Origin of the sequence: Streptomyces sp. NPDC018833 (assembly GCF_044390825.1) — a bacterium.
In the GTDB taxonomy this organism is placed as follows: domain Bacteria; phylum Actinomycetota; class Actinomycetes; order Streptomycetales; family Streptomycetaceae; genus Streptomyces.
On record NZ_JBIRZM010000009.1, the window covers coordinates 1 to 22,312 of the forward strand.

The window sequence follows — 22,312 nt, forward strand, 5'->3', positions numbered from 1 at the left end:
GTACTGCAGGGGGGACCCTGTGGGAGAGTAGGACGCCGCCGAACAATCATTGTGGGAAAGCCCCGGAACCTCGTTCCGGGGCTTTCCTGCGTTTCGGGGTCCCATAGGGTCGGAGGTATGCGCTATGACCTGGTCATCTTCGACAACGACGGTGTGCTCGTCGACAGTGAGCCCCTCTCCAACACCATTCTTGCCGGCTACCTCACCGAGCTGGGTCATCCCACGTCGTACGAGGACTCCCTGCGCGATTACATGGGGGCTGCCGTCCACCGCGTGCACGACCTCGTCCGTGAACGGACCGGACAGGCGCTGCCCGAGGACTTCGACGACACACTCCACGCGCGCGTGTTCGCAGCCTTCGAACGGGAGTTGACCGCGGTCGACGGTGTCGCCGAGGTCCTGGAGAAGCTCGCCGCCGACGGGGGGCCGTACTGCGTGGCGTCCTCGGGGAGCCATGAGCGGATCCGGGTCGGGCATCGGACGACCGGGCTCGACCGCTGGTTCGCCGACGACATCGTGTTCAGTGCCCAGGACGTGGGCCGGGGGAAGCCGGCGCCCGACCTCTTTCTCCACGCGGCCGCGCGCATGGGCGTGTCGCCCGCGCGGTGCGTCGTCGTCGAGGACAGCCGACTGGGCGTCCAGGCGGCCCTGGCGGCGGGCATGGACGTGTACGGCTTCACCGCCATGACGCCCGCCGCGGAACTCGCCGGGGCCAAGGGGTACTTCGGGGCGATGGCCGAACTCCCCGGATTGCTCGGCTGATCCGTCTGCCCATGAGTAGGGCGCGGGCCTACGCTGTGCCGCCATGACTGATGCGCGGCCCAGCCACGGGCGGGCCTCTCTGGCGTTCGGCTTCTGCTCCCAGGGCGTCGCGTTCGCTCTGCTCGTGACCCGTATCCCCGCCGTACAGGACCGGTACGGGATATCCGACGGGTCGCTGCCCCTCTTCCTCGCCGCCGTGCCGGTCCTCGCCGGGGTGGGGAGCGTCGTGACGGGGCGCGTCGTCCGCCGCGTTCCGGCGAGTGCGGTGCTGAGGTGGTCCCAGCCGGTCGTGCTGCTGTCGCTCCTCGGGGTCGCCGCAGGGCATGAGCTGTGGCACGCGGCCGTCGGGCTGGGCGTGTTCGGGCTGGCGGTCGGCGCGTTGGACGCCTCGATGAACATGCTGGGCGTCAGTCTTCAGCGGGCCTGCGGGCGCAGCATCATGCTCGGCTTCCATGCCGCGTACAGCCTCGGCGGGATCGCGGGCGCCTCGCTCGCCTGGGCGGGGGCGCACTTCGATCTCGCGCTGCTGGTGTCCTGGCTGCCGGTGGTCGCGGTGCTGGTACCGGCCGCGCTCGCCGCGAGCCGGTGGTACGTGGACGGGGAGCGGGTGCCGGAGGACGTTCGGAAGCAGGCGGCCGGGCGAGGGGTCGCGTTCACGGCGCTGGTGCCGCTGTGCCTCGTCATGACCTTCGCGTACATCGGGGACTCGACCGTCTCCAACTGGAGCGCGAAGTACCTCCAGGACGTGCTGGGAAGCTCCGAGGAACTGGCGACGGTCCCGTACAACGCGTACATGGTGACGACCCTGGTGGGCCGCGCCGTCGGGGATCTCGCGGTGCGGCGTTTCGGGGCGGTGGCCGTCGTCCGGTGCGGGTCGGTGCTGGCGGCGGCCGGGTTCGCGGTGGTCGCGGGCGCGCCCGGAGCGTGGGTCGGCATGCTCGGCTTCACCCTTCTGGGGCTGGGGCTGTGCGTGATCGTGCCGCAGACGTTCGCGGCGGCGGGCCGGTTGGCGCCGGGGGACAGCGACGCGGCCGTGGCGCGGCTCAACGTCTTCAACTACGTCGGCTTCCTGATCGGGTCGCCGTTGGTCGGGGCGCTCGGGGACCTGTGGAGCTATCGGGGCGCGATGCTGGTTCCGATGGTGTTGGTGCTGGCCACGATGGCGTATGCCCGGTCGTTCGGTGCCGAGCCCGCCCGATACGGTGGCGGGCATGAGCGGCCGCGGGTTGTTGATGTGGGACGAGGCGGTAACGAAGTATGACTTCGGGAGCAGCCATCCGATGGATCCGGTGCGGCTCGCACTGACCATGGGGCTGGTGCGGGCGTACGGCCTGGACCGGGCCATGGACGTGGTGGCCGCTAAGCCGGCCGGGGATTCGACGCTGCGGCTCGTGCACCGCGAGGACTACGTGGCCGCGGTCCGGGCGGCGTCCGACGCCCCGGCGAGCGCCGACCAGTCGTACGGCCTCGGCACGATCGACGATCCGGCGTTCGCGGGGATGCACGAGGCGTCGGCGCTGATCGCCGGGCAGTCGGTGGGTGCCGCGGAGGCCGTGTGGCGCGGGGAGGCCGGGCACTCCGTGAACTTCGCCGGCGGGCTGCACCATGCGATGCCCGGCGCTGCGTCCGGATTCTGCATCTACAACGACGCGTCGCTGGCGATCGCCAGGCTGCTGGAGCTGGGAGCGGAGCGGGTCGCGTACGTGGACGTGGACGTCCACCACGGCGACGGCGTGCAGGCGGCGTTCTGGGACGACCCGAGGGTGCTGACGATCTCGCTCCACGAGCATCCCCGCACGCTGTTCCCGCAGACGGGCTGGCCGGAGGAGACGGGCGGCAGGGGTCCGGCCGAGGGCTCGGCGGTGAACCTGGCACTGCCGGCGGGTACGGGCGACGAGGGGTGGCTGCGCGCGTTCCACGCGGTGGTGCCGGAGCTGCTGGCCGGCTTCCGGCCGCAGGTGCTCGTGACGCAGCACGGTGCGGACACGCATTTCGAGGACCCGCTGGCCCATCTGGCGGTGTCGCTGGACGCGCAGCGGGCGGTGCAGGAGGCGTGTCACGAGCTCGCGCACGCGCACGCGGACGGGAAGTGGGTCGCGCTCGGGGGCGGCGGCTACGAGGTCGTGGACGTCGTTCCCCGGTCGTGGACGCACCTGGTCGGGATCGCGGCGCACCGGCCGGTGGATCCGGAGTCGGTGATCCCGTCGACGTGGCGGGACGAGGTGTACGCACGGACACGCCGGTTGGGGCCCGCGCGGATGACAGACGGCCGGTGGCCGGTGCGCCTGCGGGCCTGGGAGGACGGGTACGACCCGGCGGACCGGCTCGACCAGTCGATCCTCGCGACGCGGCGGGCCGTGTTCCCGCTGCGCGGTCTGCTGGCGTAGTCGGCACTCCCGGCGCGGTGCTGCATGTGCTTACGCCAACTGTGCGCAGGACACGCGTTTCCGACCTGTCACAGGGGCCGGTGCGTCAGCATCGGAAGGTGTTGAGGACCGGATCGCTGCGGGCGCAGCTGCGGGCGCATCTGCTGGCGTCGGGTTTGGCGGGGGACGTGGCGACCTCGCGCGAGGCGAACCTGCGCAGTTATCGCGCTTTCGCCGCGCGTGATCCCCGGGTGACCATCGGGCTTGATCCCCGGTGGCGGTGGAGCGAGCGGGAGCTGATCGCGCTGATGGCCGAGAGGTGCGGGGTGTCCGCGGATCCAGCCTGCGTGGCGGGCGGCGACGTCATCGATCCGGAGCTGACGCTGTGTGCGCTGGACGCGTTCGCCGCCCGGTTGGGGGACGCGGCACGGCGGCGTGCTCCCGTCCTGTTCGGCACGGGGCATCCGCACCGGCTGCTGGGGTTCTACGCAGACCTGGCAGACGCGGTGTCGGCGGCGGGGTGTGCCGTACTCACCCCCGCGCAGGGGCGATGTGTCGACATAACGACCCGGTTCGGCGTACGCACGCATCACCTCGCGTACGTAAGGGGGGTGGCGTCGCTGCACGAGGAGGGCGCGCGGCGGACGGGGGCGCACACCCATTCCCCGCTACCGGTCAGGGTCGCGCTCCAGGTCGCGGCGGACGCCGGCGGGCCGCTGCCCGAGCTGGTCGTCGGGGACCACGGCTGGGTCTGCGGCGCAGGTCAGCTGGGGATCGAGGCCATCGGCCTCGCGGACACGGACGATCCCGCGCTGTTCGTCGGCGAGGCGGAGGGGCGGGTGTCGGTCGCGGTTCCGCTTGATGACGCCGTTCGGTCCGAGTCCTACCGCCCTCTGACGCGGTATGTACTCAATCGAGCGTGTCTGTCACAGTAGGCGGCGATCGCAGCTCCTCTTCCCCACTCGCATCACCCGCCCCTAGTCTGGGCAGTGAGCGCACAGCGACGAAGAGTCACCGGAGGGGAAGCCGGTGCGCGTCGGGTGCGGAAGGTACAGGTGGGTCATGGCTGCTGGCAGCGAGAGGCCTCTCAATGAGGTCAAGTTCCTTACCGTGGCGGAAGTTGCCTCGGTGATGCGAGTGTCGAAGATGACTGTGTACCGGTTGGTGCACAGCGGTCATCTGCCGGCGATCCGGGTGGGGAGGTCCTTCCGGGTGCCGGAGCAAGCGGTGCATGAGTATCTCCGCGAATCCTTCGTGGGGGTGGAATCCGCGTAACGGATAGACGGGACGGTCGCCCTCGGATTACGTCCCTCACCCGGCGGCAGGTAGGCTAGGCCGACGTAGGTCGTGTGGGCCCAGACGCCCCGCACCGAGTGAAGAGAAGTGAGCGAGGGTAGTCGTGGGCTCTGTTATCAAGAAGCGGCGCAAGCGGATGGCGAAGAAGAAGCACCGCAAGCTGCTCAAGCGCACCCGCGTTCAGCGTCGCAACAAGAAGTAGGCGACAGCTGTACGTGTTTTCTCGGCCCTCCCACCAGCCCGGTGGGAGGGCCGAGGTGCGTTATGGAGCAGGTGTGGAGGACAAGTGGGGGCGCGAAATGGATGGTCCTGGCAAAAGTGCGCCGTGCGGTCATCACAGCGCAACACCGACGCGCTACGGTGACGCCAGGACCTAGGGGAAGGCGCTGATCTTGGGCAAGGTCGTGCTCGTCACCGGTGTGGCCCGTCAGCTCGGGGGCCGTCTTGTGCGGCGCATCCAGCGGGATCCCGAGGTGGACCGGGTGATCGGGGTCGATGCGGTGAACCCCGGACATCATCTGGGCGGAGCCGAATTCGTCCGCGCCGACATCCGCCAGCCGGCGATCGCGCGCGTCCTCGCCGAGCATGCCGTCGACACGGTCGTGCACATGGATGTGACGGGTACGCCGCTGGGCGCCGGCGGACGTACAGCCGTCAAGGAGACCAACGTCATCGGCACCATGCAACTGCTGGGCGCCTGCCAGAAGTCGCCGACGGTCAAGCGTCTGGTGGTCAAGTCCAGTACGAGCGTCTACGGCTCCGCCCCCCGCGACCCGGCTGTCTTCACGGAGACCACACCGCCCAAGTCGCTGCCGAGCGGCGGTTTCGCCAAGGACTCCGTGGAGGTCGAGGGATATGTGCGCGGGTTCGCCCGGCGCCGCCCGGACGTGGCCGTGTGTGTGCTGCGGTTCGCGAACATCCTCGGCCCGTGCGCCGACTCGCCGCTCGCCGAGTTCTTCTCCCTGCCGGTTATGCCGACCGTCTTCGGCTACGACCCGCGGCTGCAGTTCGTCCACGAGGACGATGTGATCGACGTGCTGCGGATCGCGTTGCACGAGCCGCGCCGAGGGACGCTCAACAGCGGCACGTTCAACATCGCGGGCGACGGGGTGCTGACCCTGTCCCAGTGCTCACGGCGGCTCGGGCGGCCGACGATGCCGGTGTTGCTGCCCGCCGTCACGTGGGTCGGTTCCGCGCTGCGCACGGTCGGCATCACGGACTTCTCGCCGGAGCAGATCCGGCTGCTCACCCACGGCCGGGTGGTGAGCACGGTTCAGATGCGCGAGACACTGGGATTTTTCCCGCGGTTCACGACCGCCGAGACGTTCGCGGACTTCGCGCGCAGCCGGGCCCCGGGGCTGCTGCCGCCCGAGTCCGTGGCGAGGGCCGTGGACCGGGTCGCGGCGGCACTGCCGCTCGGTCGCGGCGCGGGGCACGCCGTGGAGAGAACGACCGGTGAGACGACGCGCGGCGAGACGACGCACAGCGCCGGATGAGCCCCGAGGGGCCCGGATAAGGAGCGCAGCCAACGATGGCGGACGCCAAGGTCATTCCGTTCGACGACGACCGTTCGCGCGGCGGTGCGCAGCGACCGGTGCGGCGGCGCCCCGGTGGGTCCGCGCGCCGCAAGGCCGAGCAGGCCGCGACGGGCGACTCCGTGGTGCGCGAGGGGCCGGCGCGTGAGGCGTCCCGCGGGCCTCAGGTGCGCGGGGCGGGGGTACGGGAGGTCGCCGTACGCGACGCCGCTGTGAGCCCGCTGCCGGAGCACCCGGAGCACCAGGCCGTCGTGGCGGCGGCTGCCGGAGAGAGCGACGCGCGCGAGACGGCACCGTCGGGAGGCGGGAGCTGGGACCGGCGGATCGCGGGCGGGCTGGCATTCCTGCGCCGTCGGCTGACCGGTGACTACGAGGTCGACGAGTTCGGGTACGACGCCGAGCTGACCGACCAGGTTCTGATGTCGCTGCTGCGGCCGCTGTCCGAGAAGTACTTCCGCGTCGAGGTGAAGGGCATCGAGAACATCCCGTCCGAGGGCGGAGCACTCGTGGTGGCCAACCATTCGGGCACACTGCCGCTGGACGGGCTGATGATGCAGGTCGCCGTCCACGACAACCACCCGGCCGGGCGCCATCTGCGACTGCTCGCCGCGGACCTGGTGTTCATGCTGCCGGTGGCCAACGAGCTGGCGCGCAAGGCCGGCCACACGCTGGCGTGCGCGGAGGACGCGGAACGGCTGCTCCAGCGCGGCGAGGTCGTCGGTGTGATGCCGGAGGGCTTCAAGGGCATCGGGAAGCCGTTCAGCGAGCGGTACAAGCTGCAGCGGTTCGGGCGCGGCGGATTCGTCTCGACGGCGCTGCGGGCCGGTGTGCCCATCGTGCCGTGCTCGATCGTCGGCGCCGAGGAGATCTACCCGATGATCGGCAACGCGAAGACGCTGGCGCGGCTGCTGGGCTTCCCGTATTTCCCGATCACGCCCACGTTCCCGTGGCTGGGGCCGCTGGGGGCGGTGCCGCTGCCGACGAAGTGGACGATCCAGTTCGGCGAGCCGATCCCGACGGACGGGTATCCGCCGGAGGCGGCGGAGGACCCGATGCTGATGTTCAACCTGACGGATCAGGTGCGGGAGCAGATCCAGCACACGCTGTACAAGCTGCTGGTACAGCGCCGCTCGGTCTTCTTCTGAGCCCGCACGGGTGATCCGTCGGCTTCCTGGTCCGTACGCGTGAGGGGCGCCCCCGGCCGGGGGCGCCCCTCACGCGTACGGACTCGTTACTCTTCCTCGCCGTCGAAGCCGAGGCCCGGGAGGATGCCGGGCAGGATCGGCGGGATGGTGACGTCCGGCACGGACGGCTCCGCCTCACTATCGGACGGGGATGGTCCGGCGTCCTGTGCCGGCGGGTCGAACAGACCGCCGGTGTTTCCGCCGAGCAGCCCGTCGTCGGCGGAGCTGGAGCCGGACGGACGGGGTTCGCCGTCCTCGCCCGTGTGACCGCCGCCCGCATCGGGGGCCGACGGTGTGCCGCTCACCGGGTACGTGGTGTGCCCGGCGTCCTGAGGTGCGCCACCCGGGCTCCGCGAGCCGAGGCCGTCGTTCTCGGGGGCCCGAGGCAGCAGCGACTCGAGCGGGCCGACCTGTTCGTCTATGGCGTCGAAGGCCGAACTGACCTCGTCGCCCACGCCGGTGAGCTGGGCGGGCAGCCGGTCTCGCAGCCCGTTCCACACGTCCCGGTGGGAGCGTGAGAACGAGTTGAGCGTGGCGATGGGACCGAGCGATCCTTCGCGCTCGTAGGCCGCGCTGAGCAGCCGGTGACCCTCGCTGACGTCGTGCCGCATGCCGTTGAGCGTGCGACGGACCTCACCGAGCGACTCGTGGTCCAGGTGGCCGGAACGGCCCCGCTCCATCAGGCGGCGGGCTTCGCTGAGGCGGTTGGAGGCCTGGTCGAGGTAGAGCTCGCCACGGTCGGAGTCGTCGTCCGCCATGCCGCGCTTGATGTCCTCCATGCCGCGCTTCAGCCCGTACAGCGAGTCACCGGGCAGGGCGTCGGAACTGGCAGCGGCTACGCCGCTGAAAGCGCCCGCGGCCACACCGACGGTCAGACCGCCCGCGGCAAGCCCCTTCGACCAGCGGGAGCGCGGTCGCAACTTCCGGAGCCGGGAAGCCCGGTGGGCGCCGCGGCCGTGGGTTCGCTGCTCCGGCACCGTAGGGCCCGCGGATGCGCCTCCCTCCGCCGTCCCTTGGTGAAGCATCGCTTCCATGGCGGCCACGAGCTGCGCCCGCTGCACCACCTTGACCTCGGGGTCCAGCTCGGGTTTCGGCAGCTCGCCGAGGCCGCGCGCCAGACTCAACAGCCTTTCGTGCTCGGTCGATTCGACCGACTCCGCCTGCTCATCGGCCGCCTGATCTTCCAAGGCCTGGGCGAAGGCGTTCGCCCGCCGGTGCGCCGAAACGTTCGCGATCACTGGCGGCACCTCCTCTCGTCATGACGATCGACTCCCCTGGGCGTCTGGAAGGTTGCACGCCTTGAGTACATCCACTCGAAATGGTGAGTGGCTGCGGGCATGGCGTGTCCACAGGGAGTCTGCATCCCGCACAACGAGCGGCGCGGCACTTGGGTTACGCGCGAAAGATGATCGGACCAGTGCGTCATCGAGCCGTCACTCACGGTGAGTTGGGTACGGCTGGCCGGGGTGGGGTGGGGGACGCAGGGGGCGGAGGAGGAGGTGTGGGGGGACGTTGGGGGACGGCTCAGCGCGCGTCGTCGGGGAGCAGCCGCGCGAGGGTGCGGACGGCCCGGTACTGAAGCGTCTTGATCGCACCCTCGTTCTTGCCCATCGCCCTGGCCGTCTCGGCCACGGACAGGCCCTGGAGGAAGCGGAGGGTCACGCACTCCTGCTGCTGGGGATTGAGCTTGTGCACGGCTTCGAGCAGCGCGGCGTTCGACAGGGACTCCAGGACCGAGTCCTCAGGGCTGCGCTCGACCTCGTTGGCATCGAGCATCTCGCCGGTGGTCACCTCCAGGCGGAAGCGACTCGACTTGAAGTGGTCCGCGACCAGGTTGCGGGCGATCGTCACGAGCCAGGCGCCGAAGTCGCGGCCCTGCCAGGTGAAGGTGGAGATCCGGCGCAGTGCCCTGAGGAACGTCTCGCTCGTCAGGTCCTCCGCCGTCGCCTTGCCGCCGACGCGGTAGTAGATGTAGCGGTAGACGGTGTCGCTGTACTGGTCGTAGAGCCGCCCGAAGGCCTCGGCCTCGCCCGCCTGGGCGCGCTCGACGAGTTCCATCATGCGGGCGCTGTCGCTGTCGGCGGTGGGCCGTCGGGCGGTGGTCGCGCCGCCGCGTCCGCCCCGTCTGCCGACGGCCGCCCGGCCGTCGGCAGACCGGCGTCCGTCATCGACGGCGCTGCGGGCCGATCCCTTCTGCATGCCGTTCGGAATGCCGTCGGCCAGGGCATAACAAGGGGCGGCCGCGCCGCTGACGGCGAGGCCGGGCGTGGCGAATGCGGGGACGGCGTACGCGGTGGGGACAAAGCCGCGCAGGTGGTCGAGGACCGCTGCGCGCAGCGTAGCCAGGCCCGAGGCGTCAACCCCGACGTGTGGGTACACGGGACTCCCAGAGGCAGAGCTTCCATCACGTGCTGTGCGGGACCGTTCACCCGTCGTGATGACTGGTGGGTTCCGTCATGCGTCTGAGGAGAATAACGCTTCGTACAGGCAGTGCTACACCGAGTTGCTCAAATCGCCGTTTCCGTCGCTTCTGTTGCGGGTTGACGACTGATCAGGTCGCATATTGTGAGCACTTCTTGATCGAATTGCTTCGTGATCTGTCCTGTCGAGGGGTGACTTGTGGTCGGAGCGCGGCAACGGGACTGGCCGGGGGTGTGGCGGGGTAAGAGGCGCTGATTATCCGCCGACACGCCCGCGACACGCCCCGGCTCCATTGCGACACGCCTGCTACACGCTTCGTCGCCGCTGCGGCAGGCCCACGGCATGATCGCGACACGCCGGGGGTGCGACGGCCGCCGCGGTCTCTCCGCGTGTTTCTCCGGGCGCGTCGTCCAGACCCCGCGCCTCATGCGCACGCGGCGCAGGGCGTGCCGCTGGTCCCTAGGGGGTCTTCGGAGGGTCAGCGCCGACGGCGGTGGAGGGCCACCGCCGCTGCCGTGCCGCCGGCCAGCGCGCCGACACCCGCCGCCGCCGGGATGCCCACCTTCGCCGCCTTGCGGCCCGTCCGGTAGTCCCGCAGGCGCCAGTCGCGCTCACGCGCGTACTTCCTCAGCTTCGCGTCGGGGTTGATCGCGTACGGGTGGCCGACCAGCGACAGCATCGGGATGTCGTTGTGGCTGTCGCTGTAGGCCGCGCACCGGTCGAGGTCCAGGCCCTCCGCCGCCGCCAGCGCCCGTACCGCCTCCGCCTTCGCCGGGCCGTGCAGTGGTTCGCCGACCAGCTTGCCCGTGTACACGCCATCGACCGACTCGGCGACCGTCCCGAGCGCGCCGGTCAGCCCGAGCCGGCGGGCGATGATCGTCGCGGTCTCGACCGGTGCGGCGGTGACCAGCCAGACCTTCTGGCCGGCGTCGAGGTGCGCCTGGGCCAGCGCCCGAGTCCCCGGCCAGATCCGGTCCGCCATGTACTCGTCGTAGATCTCCTCGCCGATGGTCATCAGCTCCGAGACCCGGTGGCCCTTCACGATGGAGAGCGCGCTGTCCCGCGCGTCCTGCATGTGCTCCGGATCCTCGACGCCCGCCAGCCGGAACCACGCCTGCTGCCAGGCGAACCGGGCCAGTTCGCGACGCTGGAAGAACTTCCTCTTGTACAGGCCGCGGCCGAAGTGGAAGATCGCCGCGCCCTGCATCACGGTGTTGTCGAGGTCGAAGAACGCCGCGGCGCGAACGTCCCCGGCAACGGGGAACACGGGCTCCGCGACGGCGGGCCCTGCGGTCGGGGGCCCTTCTTCAAGAGCTTCGAGCGCCTCGATGGTCTGTGAGGACTTACGCGCTGCCTCGGCGGCGGCTTCGCCCGCCAGCACGCTGCGAGCGGTGGCGGAGCGCCTACGAGGGGTGAGCCATCCCAGAGCGGCCATGTCGTGAGCATAGCCAGTCTGTTCGGGACTTCCGGACTCGCCGGGACGCGACGGCGTGAACACTCCGCGACAGCGCTGTTAAACGGGTGATCCGCGGCGCGGCAACGGAAGGAAACGGGGCATCAGCGGCGCGGGCGAGAATGGACGTATGAGTCCTGTGCTGCGGCGTGTGAAGAAGAAGCCCGAGGAGCGCGTGGTGACGCTCATCGGCAAGCCCGGGTGCCATCTGTGCGACGACGCGCGGGCCGTGGTCGAGACGGTCTGCGCGGAGACCGGCGCCTCGTGGGTGGAGAAGGACATCAACCAGGACACCGAACTCCACCGCGCCTATTGGGAACAGATCCCCGTGGTCCTGGTGGACGGGGAACAGCACACCTTCTGGCGGGTGGACCCCGATCGGCTGCGCCGCGCGCTCGGGAGCTGATGTCACACGGAAGGCGGGTACCATCATGGTCGTTTTGCTTGGGTTTCTCCGCCGGGCGCGACTCTATCGGGCCAGGGCCGCGAAAGGGCAGAGTAGGTGGAGCCAGGCGGTCTCGGGGGCGTAGATCGTAAGGAGTGTGTACGGCTTTGCCCCCATTGGCGCCTCAACGGTCCGGGGTGGTTCGCGGTTCCTGCATCAGGCCCCCGGATCGCGTGACCCCGGTCACTTTGGACGGACAAAGCGGACACCATCTTTGTGCACGCGTTCACAAAGACATAGCCTGCATTCGACGGGGCGGTCCTGGCACACACGGCCGCCTGCAGCCTCGCTCATCCCGCAGGAGCACCGTGGCAACTGGCCGAAATCACCGACCGGCGACCCGTAGCCGAGGAATCCCCGAGGCCACCGTCGCCCGGCTTCCGCTGTACCTGCGCGCCCTGACGGCGCTCTCGGAGCGGTCCGTGCCCACGGTCTCCTCCGAGGAGCTCGCCGCGGCCGCCGGCGTCAACTCCGCGAAGCTGCGCAAGGACTTCTCGTACCTCGGCTCGTACGGGACCCGCGGCGTCGGCTACGACGTCGAGTACCTCGTCTACCAGATCTCCCGCGAGCTCGGTCTGACGCAGGACTGGCCGGTTGTCATCGTCGGCATCGGTAATCTCGGCGCCGCCCTCGCCAACTACGGCGGCTTCGCCTCCCGTGGCTTCCGGGTCGCCGCGCTCATCGACGCCGACCCGGCCATGGCCGGGAAGCCCGTCGCGGGCATCCCCGTCCAGCACACGGACGAGCTCGAGAAGATCATCAGCGACAACGGGGTGTCGATCGGCGTCATCTCGACGCCCGCCGGTGCCGCCCAGCAGGTGTGCGACCGGCTGATCGCGGCCGGTGTCAGCTCCATCCTCAACTTCGCCCCGACCGTGCTGTCCGTGCCGGACGGCGTGGACGTGCGCAAGGTCGACCTCTCGATCGAGCTCCAGATCCTCGCCTTCCACGAGCAGCGGAAGGCCGGCGAGGAGGCCGAGGCCGCCGGCCGGAAGGGACCCGACGGGGACATGCCCGCCGTGATGCCGGCATGAGTCTCCTCGTCGTCGGGCTGAGCCACCGCAGCGCTCCCGTGAGCGTGCTGGAGCGCGCCTCGCTGCCCATCGATGCGCAGATCAAGCTGCTGCACGACACCCTCGCGGCGGAGCCCGCCACCGAGGCGGCGGTCCTCGCCACGTGCAACCGCATCGAGCTGTACGCGGACGTGGACAAGTTCCACGCCGGTGTCGCCGAGCTGTCCACGCTGCTCGCCCAGCACAGTGGGGTCGGGCTCGAGGAGCTCACTCCCTATCTCTATGTGCACTACGAGGACCGGGCCGTCCACCATCTGTTCTCGGTGGCCTGCGGTCTGGACTCCATGGTCGTCGGCGAGGGCCAGATCCTCGGCCAGATCAAGGACGCCCTCGCGCGCGGTCAGGAACTGCACACCGCCGGACGGCTGATCAACGACCTGTTCCAGCAGGCGCTGCGCGTCGGCAAGCGCGCCCACAGCGAGACCGGAATCGACCGGGCCGGGCAGTCGCTCGTCACCTTCGGTCTCGAGCAGCTCGCCGCGGGCGAGCCGGTCGAGGCGTGGGCCGCGGACAAGCGGGCCCTGGTGATCGGCGCCGGCTCGATGTCCTCGCTCGCGGCGACGACGCTGGCGCGCCTGGGCGTACGCGAACTCGTCATCGCCAATCGGACGACGGAGCGCGCCGAGCGGCTGGCCGCGGCGCTGTCCGAGTCGGGCGGCGTGCGTGCGCACGCGGTGCCGATGGCGTCCGTCGCCGACGAACTGACACGTGCCGACGTGGCCGTCTCGTGCACCGGCGCGACCGGTCTGGTCCTGACCGCCGAGGCGGTCGCGACGGCGCTCGCCTCCCAGCACGTCGTGCCCGAGCCCACTGGCCGGGCCGCTGACCTGCGCGCCCCCGAGGGCAGTGTGGTCGCACGCCTGGCCGCCGCGGCGGCCAGGGACGGACGCGTGGCCGAACTGCCGGGTCGCGCGGACCTGGCCGCTCCCTCGATCGAGGGCACCGACCGGTCCGGCGACTCCGCGGGCCCGGACCGGACGGAAGACCGCCTGCCCGGCGCGGACCAGGCGTCCCGCCTGCCCGGCGCGCATCACACAGAGTCGGCGGACCCCGGACGCGGGGACACCGCCGCCGTACGCGTGACGGACCTGCCCGCCGCCGAGGCGGCGGCCCTCGCGGGCAGCGGCGCCGGTCTCGGCGGCATTGACGTTGCCCCAGGCTCCGAGTGCCCCGTCGGTCTCGACGACTCCCTCGCTCAGCACGGCGCCTGGGTCGACAACGCCTCCCGTGCCCGCGCGGCCTCCTCCCGTGCGGCCACCGTGCCGCACGGCAGCGGCCTCGTCCGGCTCGCGCTGCTCGACCTCGCCATGCCGCGCGACATCGACGCCGCCGTCCACCGCCTCGCCGGTGCACGGCTCGTGGACATCGAGTCGCTCGCCGAGGTCTCCGCCGACGCGCCGATGGCCGCCGATGTGGACCAGGTCCGCTCGATCGTCTCCGACGAGGTCGCCGCCTTCGGCGCGGCCCAGCGCGCCGCGCACATCACCCCGACCGTGGTCGCCCTGCGCACCATGGCCGCCGATGTCGTGGCCGGCGAGATGGCCCGCCTCGAAGGCCGGCTCACCGGCCTGGACGAGAGGCAGCGCGCCGAGATCACCCAGACCGTGCGCCGCGTGGTGGACAAGCTCCTGCACGCGCCCACCGTGCGGGTCAAGCAGCTGGCGAGCGAGCCCGGCGGTGCCGGGTACGCGGATGCGCTGCGGACCCTCTTCGACCTCGACCCGGAGACGGTCGCCTCCGTCAGCCGGGCCGACCTGAATGACGCAGACGTCAAGAACCGAGGGCGAGTATGACCGAGAGGGCACTGAGGCTCGGGACCAGGCGCAGCAAACTCGCCATGGCCCAGTCCGGGCACGTGGCTGAGGCGGTGCGCCGGCTGACCGGCCGGGCCGTCGAGCTCGTCGAGATCACGACGTTCGGGGACGTCTCCCGTGAGCACCTGGCGCAGATCGGCGGCACCGGCGTGTTCGTCACGGCCCTGCGGGAAGCGCTGTTCCGCGGCGATGTGGACTTCGCCGTCCACTCGCTGAAGGACCTGCCCACCACGCCGCACGAGGGTCTGGCGCTGGCCGCGATACCCAGGCGCGAGGACCCGCGCGACGCGCTGGTCGCCCGGGACGGACTGACCTTCCACCAGCTGCCGAACGGCGCCCGGGTCGGCACCGGTTCGCCGCGCCGCATGGCGCAGCTGAACGCGTACGCCCGCTCCCACGGGCTGCACATCGAGACCGTGCCGATCCGCGGAAACGTCGACACCCGGATCGGGTACGTACGCAACGGGGAGCTCGACGCCGTCGTGCTCGCCGCTGCGGGACTTCACCGCATCGGCAGGATCGACGAGGTCACCGACTTCCTGTCGGTCGACTTCGTCCTGCCCGCCCCCGGCCAGGGGGCCCTGGCGATCGAGTGCTCCGCGTCCGACGCGGATCTCGTCGCCGCGCTCGGTGGACTCGACGACCCGCACACGCGGGTCGCCGTGACCGCCGAGCGATCCCTGCTCGCCGCCCTGGAGGCCGGCTGCTCCGCACCTGTGGGTGCGCTGGCCGACCTGCTGGCCGACGGCCAGGAAGCCACCGAAATGCGCCTGCGGGGCGTCGTCGGCACGACCGACGGCTCCGCGCTGGTGCAGCTGTCCACCACCGGTCCCGTACCCACGTCGCACGGCGACGCCATCGCGCTCGGTCGCGAACTCGCGTCCGAGATGCTCGCCAAGGGTGCGGCCGGTCTTATGGGGGAGCGAGCACTTTGAGCCCCACCACCTCGAACCTTCCCGCCTTCGACGGCCACGGGCACGTCACCTTCCTGGGTGCCGGTCCCGGCGACCCCGGTCTGCTGACTCTGCGCGCCGTCGAGGCGCTCGCCGGCGCGGACGTGCTGATCGCCGAGCCCGCTGTCCTCGATGTCGTCCGAGGCCATGCGCGGGCAGGCGTGAGCACGCCTGAGTTGACGGTCATTGACGATGCGTCAACATCCGCCGGGATCCCCGTCCTCAGGGACGCGGCCAATCTTGTCATGGAGGCCGCGCGGAGCGGCAAGCGGGTCGTCCGTGCCGTGACCGGTGACCCCGGCCTGGACACCGACGCCGGCCGGGAGATGCTCGCGTGCGCCTCCGAAGGGATTCCCTTCGAGGTCGTGCCCGGTGTGGCGACGGCCGTCGGCGTGCCCGCGTACGCCGGTGTCCCGCTCCGCGACGAGCAGGGCACGGACGTCCGTATCGTCGACGCCCGCACCGCGTCCGACCGTTGCTGGACCGAGGTCGGCGCGAGCGACGGCACGGTCGTCGTCTCCACGACGCTGGAGATGGTCGCCGCCGCGGCGGGCGAGCTGGTGGCCGCGGGCCGCAAGCCCGACACGCCGCTGACGGTCACCGTCGCCGGTACGACGACCCGCCAGCGCACCTGGACGGCGACGCTCGGCACCATCGCGCAGACGCTGAAGCAGGCGAAGGTGCTGCCCTCCCCCGAGGGACACCAGCCGGTCATAGCCGTGGTCGGTGAGCGCAGCGCCGCCGCCCAGCGCGACCAGCTCGCGTGGTTCGAGTCCAAGCCGCTGTTCGGCTGGAAGGTGCTCGTGCCGCGTACGAAGGAGCAGGCGGCCTCGCTCTCCGACCAGCTTCGTTCCTACGGTGCGGTGCCGTACGAGGTCCCGACGATCGCGGTCGAACCGCCGCGTACGCCGCAGCAGATGGAGCGCGCGGTCAAGGGACTCGTCACCGGACGCTACGAGTGGATCGCCTTCACCTCCGTCAACGCGGTGAAGGCCGTGCGGGAGAAGTTCGAGGAGTACGGGCTCGACGCCCGTGCCTTCGCCGGGATCAAGGTCGCGGCGGTCGGCGAGCAGACGGCGGCCGCGCTGGTGGACTTCGGCGTGAAGCCGGACCTGGTGCCGAGCGGCGAGCAGTCCGCGGCCGGTCTGCTGGAGGACTGGCCGCCGTACGATCCGGTCTTCGACCCGATCGACCGCGTCTTCCTGCCCCGTGCGGACATCGCGACCGAGACGCTGGTCGCTGGCCTGATCGAGCTCGGGTGGGAGGTCGACGACGTGACCGCCTACCGGACCGTGCGCGCGTCGCCGCCCCCGGCGGAGACCCGTGAGGCGATCAAGGGCGGCGGCTTCGACGCGGTGCTGTTCACGTCGTCGTCGACCGTGCGGAACCTGGTCGGCATCGCCGGCAAGCCGCACAACGTGACCGTGATCGCGTGCATCGGTCCCGCCACGGCGAAGACGGCCGAGGAGCACGGGCTGCGGGTCGACGTCCTGTCGCCGGAGCCGTCGGTGCACAAGCTGGCGGAGGCACTGGCGCAGTTCGGCGCGGCGCGCCGGGCGGCTGCGGTGGAGGCGGGCGAGCACGTGACGCGCCCGTCCGAGCGGCGTCCGGGCGGCCGGAGGCGTCGCACGACGACCTGAGCGGACATCTCTTTGAAAGGCGGGGCGGGCGGAGTTTCCGCCCGCCCCGCCTGCGTGCGTGCCACAGGCCGGGCCGTGGGCGCCACGGGTCGGGCCGTGCGTTCGACAGGTGGGGTCCGACGGGCGTACACCGGAAGCACAAGGGTCCTTCGGGCAGCCGAAAAAGGGGTGACCGGCCGTGTGCTCCGGGACTGTGCATGTCGACCCCGCCAACGCCGAGCAGGCCCGCGCCTGGGACGGCGAAGAAGGCGCGTACTGGGCGGAACACGCCGAGAGCTTCGACCGAGCCCTGCACGCCTATCAGCGGCCCTTCCTGGATGCCGCCGCCCTCCAGCGCGGTGAGCGCGTGCTGGACGTCGGCTGCGGCAACGGCCTCACCTCCCGCGCCGCCGCCCGGCTCACCGTCGGCGGCCCCGTCCTCGGCGTCGACCTGTCCGGGCCCATGCTGCGTGTGGCCCGGCGGGAGACCGAGCGGGAAGGGCTCGACAGCGTCCGCTACGAGCAGGCGGACGCGCAGACGCACCGGTTCCCCGAGGCGTCCTTCGACGTCGCGATCAGCCGGGCCGGCTCCATGTTCTTCGCCGACCCGGTGGCCGCGTTCCGCAACATCGCCCGTGCGCTGCGGCCCGGCGGCCGGCTGGTGCTCCTGGTGTGGCAGGACCTGGCCCGCAACGAGTGGTTCCGCTCGGTCTCGGCTCTGCTGGCGGCGGGGCGTGAGCTGCCCGCCCTGCCGCCGGACGAGCCCGGCCCCTTCTCCATGGCCGACCCCGGTGTCGTACGGCAGCGGCTGACCGCCGCCGGGTTCGGCGCGCCGCGGCTGACCGGCCTGGAGCGCCCGATGCGCCTCGGCCGGAACACCGAGGAGGCGTACCGCTTCGTGTCAGGGATGGTCTGGCTGTTCGAGGATCTCGACCCTGCCGGACGGGCACGGGTCCTGGACGCACTGCGCGCGGACATCGAGGCGCATCTGACCGAGGAGGGGGTGCTGTACGGCTCGGCCGCCTGGATCGTCACCGCCGTACGCCCGTAGGGGGTCCGGCGCGTCGTGGCCGGGGCCATGATGCTTCCCGAGGCTTCGCCTGAGCCCCAGGCGAAGCCTCGGGCACTCCCAGGTGACGGCACTCCCCCGTAGTCCTGCTTCCCCTCGGCCCTGTGGGCCTGGGGGAGGCCCCTTGCGCCAGACGGCCACGGCATGTCCGGCCTGATCCGCTCGGCATCCCCCGGCGCCCGGTGCCTGCGCCGACGCGGTGTCGGTAATCGCACGCTCCGGCCGGGCGTAGCGTGGCACGTATGACTGCGTACGGATCCTTCCCCGGTGCCCGCCCCCGGCGGCTCCGGACCACTCCCGCCATGCGGCGCATGGTCGCCGAGACCCGCCTGCACCCGGCCGACCTGATCCTTCCCGCTTTCGTACGTGAGGGCATCAGCGAGCCCGTCCCGATCCAGGCCATGCCCGGCGTCGTCCAGCACACCCGCGACACCCTGCGGAAGGCCGCCGTGGAGGCACGGGAGGCCGGGGTCGCGGGGATCATGCTCTTCGGCGTACCCGAGGACGCGAAGAAGGACGCTCTGGGAACGGCGGGCACGGACCCGGACGGCATCCTCCAGGTCGCCATCCGCGACGTCCGCGCCGAGGTCGGCGACGAGCTCGTGATCATGTCGGACCTGTGCCTGGACGAGTACACCGATCACGGCCACTGCGGGGTCCTGGCCGAGGACGGCCGCGTCGACAACGACGCCACGCTGGAACGTTACGCCGAGATGGCCCAGGTCCAGGCCGACGCCGGCGTCCATGTCGTCGGCCCGAGCGGCATGATGGACGGCCAGATCGGTGTCGTCCGCGACGCGCTGGACACCATCGGCAAGGAGGACGTGTCGATCCTCGCGTACACCGCGAAGTACTCCTCCGCCTTCTACGGTCCCTTCCGCGAGGCCGTCGGCTCCTCGCTCCAGGGCGACCGCAAGACCTACCAGCAGGACCCGGCCAACGTCCGCGAGTCGCTGCGCGAGCTGGCCCTCGACCTGGAGGAGGGCGCGGACATGGTCATGGTCAAGCCCGCCGGGCCCTACCTGGACGTCCTCGCCAAGGTCGCGGAGTCGGTGGCCGTGCCGGTCGCCGCGTACCAGATCAGCGGCGAATACGCGATGGTCGAGGCCGCCGCCGAGAAGGGCTGGATCGACAGGGAGAAGGCGATCGCCGAGACCCTGCTCGGCATCAAGCGCGCGGGCGCGAGCATGATCCTGACGTACTGGGCGACGGAGGTCGCGCAGCGGATCGGCGCAGGTCGCTGACCAAGACTTCCCCGACGGCCCGGTGCGCGCGCGTGCACCGGGCCGTCTGCCGTGTGCGGCGACGCCGGCACGGTGCCGGCCGGTCAGGCGACCGCGTAGTCGGCGAGGGCGGGTTCGAGCAGGTCGAAGGCGCGGACGGCCTCGACCTCGACGGTCCGCGCGATGTCATCGCCTGAGTGCCCCGCGAGGGTGAGCTCCTGGATGCGCCCGAACAGAACCCGGTGCGCCGCGCCCAGCAGCGCCGCCGCCGTACGGGGCGTGATGTCGTCGGCGGACGTGCCCGTGGCCCCGGCGAGGGCGTGGGCAAGGGCCTCCTCGCGCCGGTCGTGCAGACCGCGCAGACAGGCTGACAGAGTCGGGCTGTCGTCGATCATGCGCGAGAAGTCCGGGCCCGCGAACCCGGCGATCGGATCCTGGGCCGCGACGGCGGCCTCGAACGCGCGGCGCAGCGCCGCGAGGGCCGATTCACCGGAGGGCCGGGAGGCGACGGTGTCCGCCAGGCTCGCGACGAACGCCTCCTGGTGGTCCAGCGCCATGTCCTCCTTGCGCGGGAAGTAGTTGGTCACCGTCTTCTTCGCCACGCGCGCCGCGTCGGCGATCTCCGCGATGGTCGTCCGCTCGAAGCCCTGGGCCATGAACAGCCTGGTCGCGTGGTCGGAGATCAGCTGCCGTGTCTCGCGCTTCTTGGACTCTCGCAGGCCCGCCTGCGCGTCATGCGCCGGGGTGCTCGTCGCCATGCCCGTCTCATTGCTCATGAGGGAATCTTACATCCGTAGCAATTTTATGTTGACACCCCTGCTTCTCTCGGAGTAAGTTTACGTCCGTGGTAAATTTCCACCGAGAGGAACAACGCATGCAGCGAATCGAGCTCCCCAAGCTCCTCGCCGACCAGGCGACCGGCAACCAGGCCGCCCGTGGACGGCAGCAAGGCGGTCGGCAGCCCGCACAGCTCCATCCCGTCCGCTTCCAGGACAACCACCGCCGCGCACGCAACCTCCCGCGCCGCAGCTCCTACTGACCGACCCGACCGCCACCGTGGCGCGCCGGCCCCCTCAACCCCTGGAAAGGGAACACACCTTGCAGATCAACGCCTCGACCGTCTCGCTCACCGTCGACGACGTGGCCGCGTCCCAGACCTTCTTCACGACCCACCTCGGCTACCAGGAGCAGGCCGCCGCCGACGGCTTCGCCTCCCTCACCCGGGCCGACGCCGCAGTCGACATCGTCCTGCTGCGGCGCGGCATCGAGGTCCTGCCCGCGGAGCAGCGCGACCAGCACGCCGGCGGCCTGATCCTCGCCTTCACCCTCACGGGGCTGGAGGCCGAGGAGAAGCGGCTGCGCGCCGAAGGCGTCGAGATCACCATGCCGCTGCGCGAGGAGCCGTGGGGCGAGCGGCTCTTCCAGATCACCGACCCCAACGGAGTGATCGTCCAGTTCGTCGAATGGGTCACCCCCGCCGCCGACAGCGTAGAGGAGAACGTATGAGAACACTGAGCACCGCGGCCCTCGTGGCCTCCACGGTGGCGACCGGGCTGATGGCCGGTCTGTTCGCCGCCTTCGCCTACGCGGTCATGCCGGGCCTCGCCCGTGCCGGGGACCAGGCGTTCGTCCAGGCCATGCAGCACATCAACCGCGCCATCATCAACGGCTGGTTCCTGGTGCCCTTCCTGCTGCCGCTGCCCCTGCTCGTCCTCGCGGCGGTCCGGCCGGGCGGCGGGCCCGGCGGCGGGGCCCGCTGGTGGATCGTCGCCGCGCTCGTGCTGTACGTGGTGGCGTTCCTGGTGACCGGCACGCAGAACGTGCCGCTCAACGACGCGCTCGACAAGGTGTCCCTCGCGGGCGACCCCGCTCAGCTCAAGGCGGCTCGGGCCGCCTTCGAGGACAAGTGGGTCACCTGGAACACCGTCCGGGCCGTCCTGCACACGGCGGCCTTCGGCTGCCTCGCGTGGGCCCTGTACGTCCAGGGCGCGCAGGGTCTCAGCGCAGGTCGCTGACGAAGGCCGTCCAGGCGGCCGGTGCGAGGCTGAGCACCGGGCCGCCGGGGGTCTTCGAGTCGCGGACGTGGATCGCGGAGGGGTGGGTGGCGACCTCGACGCACTGCCCACCTTCGCTGCCGCTGTGGGTCGACTTGCGCCAGTCGTAGGCCACTTCGAGGCACTGGCCGCCCTCGTCGCCGCTGTAGCTGGACTTGAACCACTTCAGTGCGGTGCTCATCTCTCTCCCAGCAGCCGGTCCAACAGGCCCGTGCTGTCCTCGGGGTTGAGGGCCTGTGCCCGCAGCATCGCATACTTCTGCGCAAGGATGCTGACCTCGTCGGGGTCGATGAGCAGCTGGCTGCCGCGCTGACCTTCGGTGTAGCCAACGAGCTGATGGTCCGGGGTCTCCAGCAACGTGAACGGGCCGTTGAGCCCCGCGTGGCTGGTGCGGCCGAACGGCATCACCTGGAGCGATACGCCCGGCAGTTCGGCGCACGCGCGTAAGTGACGGACCTGCTCCTCGTACACGTCGTCGCCGCCGATGCGGTCCATGAGGATGGCCTCCCACATCACGAAGCTGATCGTCGGCGGCCGGTTCCGTGCCAGGATCTCCTGGCGCGCGACGCGTGAGGCGACCTGGGCCTCGATCTCGTCCGCGTCGAAGGCGGGCACCCTGCTGCGGAAGACGCCGCGTGCGTAGCGCTCGGTCTGGAGCAGGCCCGGGACGACCTGGTTGTCGTACCAGGACAGCGCGATCGCCTCCCGCTCCAGGTCCATGTACTCCTCCGCCCACGCCGGGATCAGGTCCACCTCCGGCATGTGCTCCACCGCGACCGACAGCGCGCCCTTCGTGTCGAGGCGGTCGTCCAATCTCTGCGCGAGGTCCGGTTTCAGTGGGCGGCGGCCCTGTTCGATCGAGGCGACGGTCTCCTCGCCGAGGTTGAACTCGGCGGCGAGCTCACGCTGCGTGAGGCCCGCGGCCTCACGGAAGCGGGCCAGCTGGCGGCCGACCATACGCACTGCGGTGGCGTTCTTCCGGTGGCGTCTCCTGGGGTGCATGTCTGACCAACTCCCCGGAGGGACTCGTACGTTACGCCTCCGC

24 protein-coding genes are annotated in these 22,312 nt (G+C 71.1%); 18 read left to right on the plus strand and 6 right to left on the minus strand.

The genetic code is table 11. The annotated features are described in order from the left end of the window. The first annotated feature begins 117 nt into the window (after positions 1-117). The 8 genes from ACH5AF_RS19080 (at position 118) to ACH5AF_RS19115 (ending at position 7,104) form a co-directional block, all read left to right on the plus strand. Positions 118-762: an HAD family hydrolase gene (locus ACH5AF_RS19080; protein WP_398902803.1), complete on the plus strand. Its 645-nt coding sequence runs from the start codon at positions 118-120 to the stop codon at positions 760-762. A gap of 43 nt (positions 763-805) precedes the next feature. Next, on the plus strand, positions 806-2,023 hold the full coding sequence (locus ACH5AF_RS19085; protein WP_398902804.1) for an MFS transporter: 1,218 nt from the start codon (positions 806-808) through the stop codon (positions 2,021-2,023). Further along, positions 1,974-3,149 carry an acetoin utilization protein AcuC gene (locus tag ACH5AF_RS19090; RefSeq protein ID WP_398902805.1) on the plus strand — a complete coding sequence of 392 codons (1,176 nt, stop codon included), beginning with the start codon at positions 1,974-1,976 and terminating at the stop codon, positions 3,147-3,149. The genes ACH5AF_RS19085 and ACH5AF_RS19090 overlap by 50 nt, the downstream gene beginning before the upstream one ends. 98 nt (positions 3,150-3,247) lie before the next feature. Continuing rightward, positions 3,248-4,063 (plus strand): phosphatase, encoded by an 816-nt coding sequence (locus ACH5AF_RS19095; RefSeq protein WP_398902806.1) that lies wholly within the window; start codon positions 3,248-3,250, stop codon positions 4,061-4,063. Between the two features lie 127 nt (positions 4,064-4,190). Then, positions 4,191-4,403, plus strand: a complete 213-nt coding sequence (locus ACH5AF_RS19100) for a helix-turn-helix domain-containing protein (RefSeq protein WP_014046653.1) — start codon at positions 4,191-4,193, stop codon at positions 4,401-4,403. Between the two features lie 124 nt (positions 4,404-4,527). Further along, the gene (locus ACH5AF_RS19105; RefSeq protein WP_003948845.1) at positions 4,528-4,626 is read left to right on the plus strand and encodes a 30S ribosomal protein bS22; all 99 of its coding nucleotides are present in this window, start codon (positions 4,528-4,530) and stop codon (positions 4,624-4,626) included. A 190-nt stretch (positions 4,627-4,816) separates the two neighbouring features. Then, a complete protein-coding gene (locus ACH5AF_RS19110) occupies positions 4,817-5,920 on the plus strand; it encodes an NAD-dependent epimerase/dehydratase family protein (RefSeq protein ID WP_398902807.1) in 1,104 nt (367 codons plus the stop codon). Positions 5,921-5,955: 35 nt separating this feature from the next. Continuing rightward, on the plus strand, positions 5,956-7,104 hold the full coding sequence (locus tag ACH5AF_RS19115) for a lysophospholipid acyltransferase family protein (RefSeq protein ID WP_398902808.1): 1,149 nt from the start codon (positions 5,956-5,958) through the stop codon (positions 7,102-7,104). 86 nt (positions 7,105-7,190) lie between these two features. Here the strand turns inward: ACH5AF_RS19115 and ACH5AF_RS19120 are convergent, their stop codons facing one another. The 3 genes from ACH5AF_RS19120 to ACH5AF_RS19130 form a co-directional block, all read right to left on the minus strand. Further along, the gene (locus ACH5AF_RS19120) at positions 7,191-8,381 is read right to left on the minus strand and encodes a DUF5667 domain-containing protein (RefSeq protein WP_398902809.1); all 1,191 of its coding nucleotides are present in this window, start codon (positions 8,379-8,381) and stop codon (positions 7,191-7,193) included. 286 nt (positions 8,382-8,667) lie between these two features. After that, positions 8,668-9,522 carry an ECF subfamily RNA polymerase sigma factor, BldN family gene (locus tag ACH5AF_RS19125; RefSeq protein ID WP_398902810.1) on the minus strand — a complete coding sequence of 285 codons (855 nt, stop codon included), beginning with the start codon at positions 9,520-9,522 and terminating at the stop codon, positions 8,668-8,670. A gap of 520 nt (positions 9,523-10,042) precedes the next feature. Beyond that, positions 10,043-10,999: an HAD family hydrolase gene (locus tag ACH5AF_RS19130; protein ID WP_398902811.1), complete on the minus strand. Its 957-nt coding sequence runs from the start codon at positions 10,997-10,999 to the stop codon at positions 10,043-10,045. A gap of 148 nt (positions 11,000-11,147) precedes the next feature. Here ACH5AF_RS19130 and ACH5AF_RS19135 point away from each other — a divergent pair, with 148 nt between their 5' ends. The 7 genes from ACH5AF_RS19135 (at position 11,148) to hemB (ending at position 19,234) form a co-directional block, all read left to right on the plus strand. After that, on the plus strand, positions 11,148-11,423 hold the full coding sequence (locus ACH5AF_RS19135) for a glutaredoxin family protein (RefSeq protein ID WP_398902812.1): 276 nt from the start codon (positions 11,148-11,150) through the stop codon (positions 11,421-11,423). A gap of 347 nt (positions 11,424-11,770) precedes the next feature. After that, positions 11,771-12,496, plus strand: a complete 726-nt coding sequence (locus ACH5AF_RS19140; protein WP_215185245.1) for a redox-sensing transcriptional repressor Rex — start codon at positions 11,771-11,773, stop codon at positions 12,494-12,496. Next, positions 12,493-14,328 carry a glutamyl-tRNA reductase gene (locus ACH5AF_RS19145; RefSeq protein WP_398902814.1) on the plus strand — a complete coding sequence of 612 codons (1,836 nt, stop codon included), beginning with the start codon at positions 12,493-12,495 and terminating at the stop codon, positions 14,326-14,328. Before ACH5AF_RS19140 ends, ACH5AF_RS19145 begins: the two co-directional genes overlap by 4 nt. Further along, positions 14,325-15,284, plus strand: coding sequence for a hydroxymethylbilane synthase (gene hemC, locus ACH5AF_RS19150; RefSeq protein ID WP_398902815.1), 960 nt, complete (start codon positions 14,325-14,327; stop codon positions 15,282-15,284). The genes ACH5AF_RS19145 and hemC overlap by 4 nt, the downstream gene beginning before the upstream one ends. Next, positions 15,281-16,942, plus strand: coding sequence for a uroporphyrinogen-III synthase (locus ACH5AF_RS19155; RefSeq protein ID WP_398902816.1), 1,662 nt, complete (start codon positions 15,281-15,283; stop codon positions 16,940-16,942). The genes hemC and ACH5AF_RS19155 overlap by 4 nt, the downstream gene beginning before the upstream one ends. A gap of 193 nt (positions 16,943-17,135) precedes the next feature. Then, a complete protein-coding gene (locus tag ACH5AF_RS19160) occupies positions 17,136-17,972 on the plus strand; it encodes a class I SAM-dependent methyltransferase (protein ID WP_398902817.1) in 837 nt (278 codons plus the stop codon). A 260-nt stretch (positions 17,973-18,232) separates the two neighbouring features. Continuing rightward, positions 18,233-19,234: a porphobilinogen synthase gene (gene hemB, locus ACH5AF_RS19165; RefSeq protein WP_398902818.1), complete on the plus strand. Its 1,002-nt coding sequence runs from the start codon at positions 18,233-18,235 to the stop codon at positions 19,232-19,234. An 83-nt stretch (positions 19,235-19,317) separates the two neighbouring features. On the opposite strand, the gene ACH5AF_RS19170 is transcribed toward hemB, so the two are convergent. After that, positions 19,318-19,989 (minus strand): TetR/AcrR family transcriptional regulator, encoded by a 672-nt coding sequence (locus ACH5AF_RS19170; protein ID WP_398902819.1) that lies wholly within the window; start codon positions 19,987-19,989, stop codon positions 19,318-19,320. Between the two features lie 98 nt (positions 19,990-20,087). Between ACH5AF_RS19170 and ACH5AF_RS19175 the strand changes: the two genes are divergently transcribed. The 3 genes from ACH5AF_RS19175 to ACH5AF_RS19185 are packed head-to-tail and all read left to right on the plus strand — an operon-like array spanning position 20,088 to position 21,228. Next, a complete protein-coding gene (locus tag ACH5AF_RS19175; protein WP_398902820.1) occupies positions 20,088-20,252 on the plus strand; it encodes a hypothetical protein in 165 nt (54 codons plus the stop codon). 59 nt (positions 20,253-20,311) lie between these two features. Continuing rightward, the gene (locus ACH5AF_RS19180) at positions 20,312-20,719 is read left to right on the plus strand and encodes a VOC family protein (protein WP_398902821.1); all 408 of its coding nucleotides are present in this window, start codon (positions 20,312-20,314) and stop codon (positions 20,717-20,719) included. Beyond that, positions 20,716-21,228 (plus strand): DUF1772 domain-containing protein, encoded by a 513-nt coding sequence (locus ACH5AF_RS19185; protein WP_398902823.1) that lies wholly within the window; start codon positions 20,716-20,718, stop codon positions 21,226-21,228. The genes ACH5AF_RS19180 and ACH5AF_RS19185 overlap by 4 nt, the downstream gene beginning before the upstream one ends. Here ACH5AF_RS19185 and ACH5AF_RS19190 read toward each other — a convergent pair. Both ACH5AF_RS19190 and ACH5AF_RS19195 read right to left on the minus strand, forming a co-directional pair. After that, complete coding sequence (locus ACH5AF_RS19190) at positions 21,212-21,448, minus strand: DUF397 domain-containing protein (RefSeq protein ID WP_398902824.1); 237 nt, start codon at positions 21,446-21,448, stop codon at positions 21,212-21,214. The genes ACH5AF_RS19185 and ACH5AF_RS19190 overlap by 17 nt on opposite strands. Further along, positions 21,445-22,269 (minus strand): Scr1 family TA system antitoxin-like transcriptional regulator, encoded by an 825-nt coding sequence (locus ACH5AF_RS19195; protein WP_398902825.1) that lies wholly within the window; start codon positions 22,267-22,269, stop codon positions 21,445-21,447. The genes ACH5AF_RS19190 and ACH5AF_RS19195 overlap by 4 nt, the downstream gene beginning before the upstream one ends. Positions 22,270-22,312: the final 43 nt, after the last annotated feature.

Coding starts and splice junctions, on each gene's coding strand:
- ACH5AF_RS19090 (WP_398902805.1), top strand. CDS start 1,974: ATGAGCGGCCGCGGGTTGTTGATGTGGGACGAGGCGGTAACGAAGTAT.
- ACH5AF_RS19185 (WP_398902823.1), top strand. CDS start 20,716: ATGAGAACACTGAGCACCGCGGCCCTCGTGGCCTCCACGGTGGCGACC.
- ACH5AF_RS19115 (WP_398902808.1), top strand. CDS start 5,956: ATGGCGGACGCCAAGGTCATTCCGTTCGACGACGACCGTTCGCGCGGC.
- ACH5AF_RS19100 (WP_014046653.1), top strand. CDS start 4,191: ATGGCTGCTGGCAGCGAGAGGCCTCTCAATGAGGTCAAGTTCCTTACC.
- hemC (WP_398902815.1), top strand. CDS start 14,325: ATGACCGAGAGGGCACTGAGGCTCGGGACCAGGCGCAGCAAACTCGCC.
- ACH5AF_RS19195 (WP_398902825.1), bottom strand. CDS start 22,269: ATGCACCCCAGGAGACGCCACCGGAAGAACGCCACCGCAGTGCGTATG.
- ACH5AF_RS19190 (WP_398902824.1), bottom strand. CDS start 21,448: ATGAGCACCGCACTGAAGTGGTTCAAGTCCAGCTACAGCGGCGACGAG.
- ACH5AF_RS19145 (WP_398902814.1), top strand. CDS start 12,493: ATGAGTCTCCTCGTCGTCGGGCTGAGCCACCGCAGCGCTCCCGTGAGC.
- ACH5AF_RS19130 (WP_398902811.1), bottom strand. CDS start 10,999: ATGGCCGCTCTGGGATGGCTCACCCCTCGTAGGCGCTCCGCCACCGCT.
- hemB (WP_398902818.1), top strand. CDS start 18,233: ATGACTGCGTACGGATCCTTCCCCGGTGCCCGCCCCCGGCGGCTCCGG.
- ACH5AF_RS19175 (WP_398902820.1), top strand. CDS start 20,088: ATGCAGCGAATCGAGCTCCCCAAGCTCCTCGCCGACCAGGCGACCGGC.
- ACH5AF_RS19135 (WP_398902812.1), top strand. CDS start 11,148: ATGAGTCCTGTGCTGCGGCGTGTGAAGAAGAAGCCCGAGGAGCGCGTG.
- ACH5AF_RS19170 (WP_398902819.1), bottom strand. CDS start 19,989: ATGAGCAATGAGACGGGCATGGCGACGAGCACCCCGGCGCATGACGCG.
- ACH5AF_RS19080 (WP_398902803.1), top strand. CDS start 118: ATGCGCTATGACCTGGTCATCTTCGACAACGACGGTGTGCTCGTCGAC.
- ACH5AF_RS19085 (WP_398902804.1), top strand. CDS start 806: ATGACTGATGCGCGGCCCAGCCACGGGCGGGCCTCTCTGGCGTTCGGC.